Annotated in this window: 5 protein-coding genes; 2 read left to right on the top strand and 3 right to left on the bottom strand. The window is 59.7% G+C overall.

Going from position 1 to position 6,970, the window contains the following annotated elements; all coding sequences use genetic code 11:
- From Q7U71_10795 to lpxB, 3 genes are all read right to left on the bottom strand, one after another.
- A partial coding sequence (locus Q7U71_10795) for an aminotransferase class I/II-fold pyridoxal phosphate-dependent enzyme (protein ID MDO9392244.1) occupies window positions 1-404 on the bottom strand: 404 nt, incomplete at its 3' end.
- 33 nt (window positions 405-437) lie between these two features.
- Entirely contained in the window at window positions 438-950 is a 513-nt protein-coding gene (locus tag Q7U71_10790) for a hypothetical protein (protein MDO9392243.1), read from the bottom strand.
- A complete protein-coding gene (gene lpxB, locus Q7U71_10785; GenBank protein MDO9392242.1) occupies window positions 947-2,083 on the bottom strand; it encodes a lipid-A-disaccharide synthase in 1,137 nt (378 codons plus the stop codon). The genes Q7U71_10790 and lpxB overlap by 4 nt, the downstream gene beginning before the upstream one ends.
- A 152-nt stretch (window positions 2,084-2,235) precedes the next feature.
- On the opposite strand from lpxB, the gene Q7U71_10780 reads away from it, so the two are divergent.
- Both Q7U71_10780 and Q7U71_10775 read left to right on the top strand, forming a co-directional pair.
- A complete protein-coding gene (locus Q7U71_10780) occupies window positions 2,236-4,902 on the top strand; it encodes a cation-translocating P-type ATPase (GenBank protein ID MDO9392241.1) in 2,667 nt (888 codons plus the stop codon).
- Between the two features lie 152 nt (window positions 4,903-5,054).
- Window positions 5,055-6,803, top strand: coding sequence for an ABC transporter ATP-binding protein (locus tag Q7U71_10775; GenBank protein ID MDO9392240.1), 1,749 nt, complete (start codon window positions 5,055-5,057; stop codon window positions 6,801-6,803).
- The last annotated feature ends 167 nt before the right edge of the window (window positions 6,804-6,970 follow it).

Raw genomic sequence — 6,970 nt, 5'->3', positions numbered from 1 at the left:
CAGACCACAGTGGTTTGCGGCTGGTGGATGTCGGCCGGGCGGATGGCCTCCCTGACCTGTTCCGCCGTCATGATCCCTCCCGGGCCGTTGATGGTATGGAACTGCAGGCCGGACATCACCGCCGCCCCGGCCACTTCGTAGCGGAAGATGTGGGACTCGTGATCCAGTATCACTTCGTCCCCGGGCTGAGCCAGGGTCTTGAGTGCGATCTGGTTTCCCATGGTGCCGGTGGGCACGAACAACCCGGCCTGCTTGCCCAGCAGTTTGGCGGTCTCGCTTTGCAACTTATTGACCGTGGGGTCGTCGCCGAAGACGTCGTCGCCTAGCGGAGCGCTGAACATGGCCTGCTTCATGGCGGTGGATGGTTTTGTGACCGTGTCGGAGCGGAGGTCTATGATATTCATTGGAATTTGTGATTAAATGGTTGGTATAGAGCGTTAGTTTTTGTTGAAATGATACCCGAATTTAAGTGAAAAGATAATGGGGACTTTCCACTCTGTAAATGCATTGCTTGTTGCAATCTCTATGGAAGTTGTATATCCGTTTTTTGATATGTTGTTTAACCCGATTGGTACATATACATAATAATGTGTTTTTGGTTTTGATACATTCCATCCAACATCGTAGAATGCGCTTGTCCCCGGCAGAGGCGGATATGCTGTTGCTAAAACCCCGATGTACAGTGTTACATTCTTTTTGGTGTTTCCCTTAAAATGGAATTTGGGGCCGGCATAATATCCCCAAACACCTCCGCCGGCTTCAACGTTCAATACGGGCAAAACAAAATAATCCAAAGAGACCGAAGCGAATAATGCTGGGCCGCCCAAATTCAAACTTAAACCCACCGGCCTTTTAATCCTCGGGTTTTCTTTCCCGCCTTTGGGGATCTCTTGCGAAGATAGGCTTGCAGCCAATGATAGCGAGGCTATCAGGAATAATGTTCTTTTCATGATGCTTTTATGACACTCATTATTTCCCCCGCCGCACGCTTGGCCGCCCCCGGCGCTCCCAGTATATCCCGGATCTTGGCCAGCTCCGCCGTCACCACCTGACGCGGACGGCCCTCGGCCAGCAGCACCTGGGCCATCAGGAAGATCGCACCGGGCCGGGCCTCGCCCTGCAGGAACTCCGGCACCACCCTCTTTCCGGCCACCAGGTTCACCAGGCCTATGTCTGGCACTTTGATCAGCCGGCGGCCGATGAAGTAGGTCAGGGCTGAGGTCTTGTAGATGATGATCATGGGCGTCCCGGCGATCCCGGCCTCCAAAGTGGCGGTGCCCGAGGCCACCAGCAGCAGCCGGGAATGGGCCATCAGGTCGTAGGCCGGCCCTTCTATCAGGGCCGCATCCAGGCCGGAGACCGCGATCATGTCCTCGATCCGTTCCCGGTCCATGCCCGGGGCCAGGCCCAGGGCGAACTGCAGGGCGGGATCTTTTTCTTTGAGCATCCTTGCGGTCTGCAGCATCACCGGCAGGATCAGTTCTATCTCCTGCTTGCGGCTGCCCGGCAGCAGGCCCAGCAACGGTCGCTCGAGGTTCAGCCCATTGTCCTTGTGGAACTGCTCCCGGCTCTGCCCGGGCCGGACCTCGTCCATTGATGGATTGCCCACATAAAGGGCGTTAATCCGGCGGCCCCGGTAAAACTCCTCTTCAAAGGGAAGGATGCAGAGCATCTTGTCCACCAGCTTGCGGATCTTGCGCACCCTGCCCCGCCCCCAGGCCCAGACCTTGGGCGAGATGAAATAGACCACCGGGATACCGGCTTTTTTCGCCCTCCGGGCAAACCGCAGGTTGAACCCGGGATAGTCTATCAGCACCACCGCATCCGGTTTCCGGGCATACAGCTCGCCCTCCAGTTTCTTGGTCACCGAACGGATGAACGGCAGATGGCCGATCACCTCGGCCAGGCCCATGAAGGAAAGCTCGCTTACATGGTAAAAAAGCTCCATCCCTTCCGCCTGCATCCGGTCGCCCCCGATCCCGGATATTTCCAGGCCCGGATCCAGCGCCTTCAGCTCCCTTACCAGCTGGCCGCCGTGGAGGTCTCCGGAGGTTTCTCCGGCTATGATCATCAGCTTGGACATAGTTTATAGTATAGCAATTATTCTTTGTTTTATCAATAAAAAATGCTGGGCTTAAGGATATATTTATTCTCCTGTTATTTGGGCTGGATTTTGTTGACTTATTTGCGGCCTGAGTGATATAATAAAAGGTTAAATATTTTTCATTCAATAACATGTCCTTCTACAATAAATCCAGGGAACTGGCCATTTCCCAGCTCGGCTCGGACCGCTATTCCGGCCTTTCGGAAGCCCGGGCGGCAGAGCTTTTGGTCCAATACGGGCCCAACAAGCTGAGCGAGGGCAGGCGGACCGGGCCGCTGAAGATATTCTTTGACCAGTTCAAGAACATCATGGTGGGAGTGCTGCTGGCCGCCGCCGTGGTCTCCGGCCTGACCCACGACCTGACTGATTCCTTCGTGATCCTGGCCATAGCCCTGATCAACGCCGTCATCGGGTTTTTGCAGGAATACAAAGCCGACCAGGCCATGGCCGCCCTTAAAAAACTCTCCCAGCCGCTGGCCAAGGTGGTGCGCGGGGGAAAGGTGATGGAGATCCCCTCGGAGAATCTGGTGCCGGGCGATGTGATCCTGCTGGAGGCCGGGGCCCGCATCCCGGCCGATGCCCGCATCCTGGAGGCGGCCTCGCTTAAGATCGAGGAGTCATCGCTGACCGGGGAGTCCCTGCCCTCGGAAAAGTCCTTCCGGGAAATTGACCGGGAGGTCTCCCTGGCCGATCAGACCAACATGGCCTTTTTGGGCACCATCTGCGTTTACGGCCGGGGCAAGGCCGTGGTCACGGCCACCGGGATGAGCACCGAGCTGGGCAAAATCGCCCGGTCCATCCAGAGTTTAAAGGACGGGGAGACCCCGCTCCAGAAAAGGCTGGCAGGGCTGGCCAAGGTGCTGGCCCTGGCCACGGTGGCGCTTTGCGCGGTGATCTTCGCGGCCGGATGGATGCACGGCATCCCTGTCCCGGTCATGCTGCTGACGGCCATCTCCCTGGCGGTGGCGGCCATCCCCGAAAGCCTGCCGGCGGTGATCACCATCGTCCTTTCGATGGGCGTCCAAATGATGGTCAAAAAGAACGCCCTGGTCAAGAAGCTGCCGGCGGTGGAGACCCTGGGCTCGGTCTCCGTAATCTGCTCCGACAAGACCGGGACCCTGACCCAGAACCAGATGACGGTCAAGCAGATCTTCTGCGGGGGGAAGGAATACGGGGTCAGCGGAAGCGGCTACCGGCCGGAGGGAGACATTCTCTCCGAGGACGGCCAAAAGGCCCAGGGTGAGCTGTTCCGGCTGATGATGGAGGCCGCCTGCCTCTGCAACGACGCCACCCTGTTCCAGGAGAAGGCCGACGGCTCGGACAGCTGGCGGATCACCGGCGACCCCACCGAGGGGGCCCTGCTGACCATGGCCGCCAAGGCCGGCCTGTGGCCCGAGGCTCTGGAGAAGGACCTTCCCCGGGCGGCCGAACTGCCCTTTGACTCCGACCGCAAGATGATGACCACCATCCACCGGCGGGAAGACGGCAAGTATGTCTGCTTTGTCAAGGGGGCCCTGGACCATCTGGAACACCGGTGCCTGGACTTTACCCCGGAAGCCGGCGGGATCAACAAGACCCTGGCCGACGGCGGCCACCGGGTGCTGGCCTTTGGTTACAAGACAATTGATGTTCTGCCCGAAAACCTTTCCCCGGCTGAGATCGAAGCCGGCCTGCAGTTCCTGGGTCTGGCGGCCATGATCGATCCGCCCCGGGAAGAGGTTAAGGCCGCGGTGGAGCTGTGCCGCAGCGCCGGGATCCGCCCGGTGATGATCACCGGCGACCATCCGGCCACCGCGCTGGCCATTGCCCGGGAACTGGGCATCTACCGCGAGGGAGACCTTACCCTGACCGGCCTGGAGCTGAAGAGGCTGACGGTGGAAGAGCTGGCCGACCGGATAGACCGCATCTCGCTTTTTGCCCGGGTCTCCCCCGAGGACAAGATCAAGATCGTGCAGGCCCTGCAGCAAAGGGGGCAGATAGTGGCCATGACCGGGGACGGGGTCAACGACGCCCCGGCCCTTAAGGGGGCCGACATCGGCCTGGCCATGGGGATCACCGGCACCGATGTTTCCAAGGAAGCCTCCGACATGATCCTGCTGGACGACAATTTCGCCACCATCGTGGCGGCGGTGTCCGAGGGCCGGCGGATCTACGACAACATCCGCAAGTTCGTGCGCTATATGCTGGGCACCAACCTGGGCGAGGTGCTGACCATGTTCGGGGGGATCATGCTGAACATGCCCCTGCCTCTTTTGCCCCTCCAGATCCTGTGGATCAACCTGGTGACCGATTCCCTGCCGGCCCTGGCCCTGAGCCGGGAGCCGGCCGAGCCGGACATAATGCAACGCCCGCCCCGGCCGCCCAAGGAGAACCTTTTTGCCGGAGGGCTTTGGCAGCAGGTGGTCTTCTCGGGGACGCTGATGGCGGCCGGCTGCCTGTGGATGTTCCGCTGGGCCATCGGGGAGCACCTGGCCATGGGCCACTCGGAGCAGATGTCCCAGACCATCGCCCGGACCATGGTCTTCATGACCATGTCCTTTTACCAGCTTTTCAACGCGCTGGCCATCCGCTCCGACCGGCGGTCGTTCTTTGCCCTTAAGCCTTCGGGCAACCCCTATCTCTACGGAGCGGTGCTGATCACCGGCCTGCTGCAGCTGGCGGCGGTCTATGTCCCGTTCCTCCAGCCGGTATTCAAGACGGCCTTCGTCCGGGGGGTTGACCTGGCGGTCTGCCTGGCAGTCTCGTCATCGATCTTGCTGGCGGTAGAACTGGAAAAACTCCTTAAACGAAGGAAATAGTCCGGCCCGCTGATCTCTCAATTAACTTAGTGAATTGGCATCCTGTAAAAGACGGTATATTCTGGCGGCCTAATTTAATTTTTCCTGTTTTCCTGCCTGCCCGCCGTAGCTTTAGCAAAGGCGGGGCTTCCTAATAAATTACCTGTTTGGGAATGAAAGAACTCTTTAAACTAAAAAAATACCTGGCCCGCCACAAATGGGCCCTGGCGGCCGGTTTCACCAGCCTGATCGCGGTGGACCTGCTGCAGCTGCTGATCCCCCTGGTGGTGCGGCAGGCGGTGGACAGCCTGGCCCTGGGCGCCGTGGACCCCAAAAAGCTTTTGGTCTACGGGGCCTGGGTGGCGGGCATTGCCCTGGCCATCGGTCTGGGGCGTTTCTTCTGGCGCTATTATTTGATAGGCACCGCCCGCAGGGTGGAGCAGAAACTGCGGGAGGAGCTTTTCTCCCACCTCTGCACTTTGGACTTCGTCTATTTCGATTCCACCAAGACCGGCGACCTGATGGCCCACGCCACCAACGACATCAACGCGGTGCGGATGGCCCTGGGCTTCGGCTCGGTGATCCTGACCGACATCGTGGTGCTGGGCCTGGCCGCCCTGTTCCTGATGTTCCGGCTTTCGCCCCGGCTTTCCCTTTACGCCCTGGTGCCCCTGCCGTTCTTAAGCCTGATCGTGGCCCTGTTCGGGCGGATGATCCGCCGCCGGTTCGAGGTGGTGCAGAAGTCCTTCTCCGGGCTGACCGAGGCGGTGCGGGAGAACATCTCGGGCATCAAGGTGGTCAAGCTTTTCGTCCAGGAGCAATCGGAGAATGTCCGGTTCGATGCCACCAGCCGGGACTACCTTGACAAGAACATAAGCCTGGTCTGGATCTGGGGGGCTTTCTTTCCCCTGATAACCCTGGTGGCCTCCTTCTCACAGGGCATCGCCCTCTGGTGGGGCGGGCAGCTGGCCGTCTCCGGACGGATCTCCCTGGGGGACTTCGTGGCCTTCATGGCCTATCTGGGGATATTGATCTGGCCCATGATCGCCATCGGGCGGGCCATCGACATCTTTCAGCGGGGCGCGGCCTCCCAGGGGCGTCTCAACCGGATACTGGAGACCCGGCCCCAGATCAAGGACCACCCCGGAGCGGCCAAATTGGGGAGATCCCATGGGGCCATTGCCTTCAAAAACCTGACCTACTACCATCAGGACCAGTCCCGTCCGGCCCTGCAGGACATCAGCTTTGAGCTTAAGGACAGAAAGATGCTGGGCATCACCGGCACCATCGGTTCGGGCAAAAGCACTTTGGCCCACCTGCTGATGCGGTTGTATGACTACCGGCAGGGACGGATACTTTTGGACGGCCGGGAGATCACCGGATACACCGTGGATTCCCTGCGGGAGCAGTTCGCCTTTGTGCCCCAGGACAGCTTCCTGTTCTCCGACAGCATCGAGGAGAACATCTCCTTTGGGCGCTGGCCCCTGCCCGAACACGACCAGTTGGAGAGGGTGGCCCGTCTGGCCTCCGTTCACCAGGAGATCCTGGGGCTGCCCAAGGGTTATCAGACCGTGATCGGCGAGCGGGGGGTCACTTTGTCCGGCGGCCAGAAGCAGCGGCTGGCCCTGGCCCGGGCCCTGCTGCTGGACAAGCCCATCCTGATCTTGGACGACGCCCTGTCGGCGGTGGACGCAGACACCGAGCGCAGGATCCTGGACAGCCTGAGATCCGAACTGGAACAGCGCACCTCCATCGTCATCTCCCACCGCATCTTCGCCATCATGGACGCCGACCTGATACTGGTGATGGACCAGGGCCGGATAGTGGAGCAAGGAAAACACCAGGAACTGTTGGACCGCCGGGGCAAGTATTTCGAGATGCACCAACTGCAGCAGCTGGAACGGGAGCTGGAGAAGGCCTGACCGGCTTCGTTGTTGGTTAATCGTTATTTGTAAAACAGGGAAAATTGATGGACAAGCCCTTTTGGGAAAGATCCTGTAAGAACACTGAGGCCTCGACCTTTGGGAGCCCCAGCCTGGAGATCTATGAGATCTCAAATTCACTGCCCAAGGGATCGAAGATCCTTGAT

This window comes from bacterium (genome assembly GCA_030655055.1).
In the GTDB taxonomy this organism is placed as follows: Bacteria; Edwardsbacteria; AC1; order AC1; family EtOH8; genus UBA5202.
The sequence above is the reverse complement of the archived record's forward strand: the minus strand, read 5'-3'. Positions and strand labels throughout refer to the sequence as shown.

Excerpts from the sequence above, each read along its gene's own strand:
- Q7U71_10790 (MDO9392243.1), bottom strand. The coding sequence starts at position 950 with ATGAAAAGAACATTATTCCTGATAGCCTCGCTATCATTGGCTGCAAGC.
- Q7U71_10780 (MDO9392241.1), top strand. The coding sequence starts at position 2,236 with ATGTCCTTCTACAATAAATCCAGGGAACTGGCCATTTCCCAGCTCGGC.
- lpxB (MDO9392242.1), bottom strand. The coding sequence starts at position 2,083 with ATGTCCAAGCTGATGATCATAGCCGGAGAAACCTCCGGAGACCTCCAC.
- Q7U71_10775 (MDO9392240.1), top strand. The coding sequence starts at position 5,055 with ATGAAAGAACTCTTTAAACTAAAAAAATACCTGGCCCGCCACAAATGG.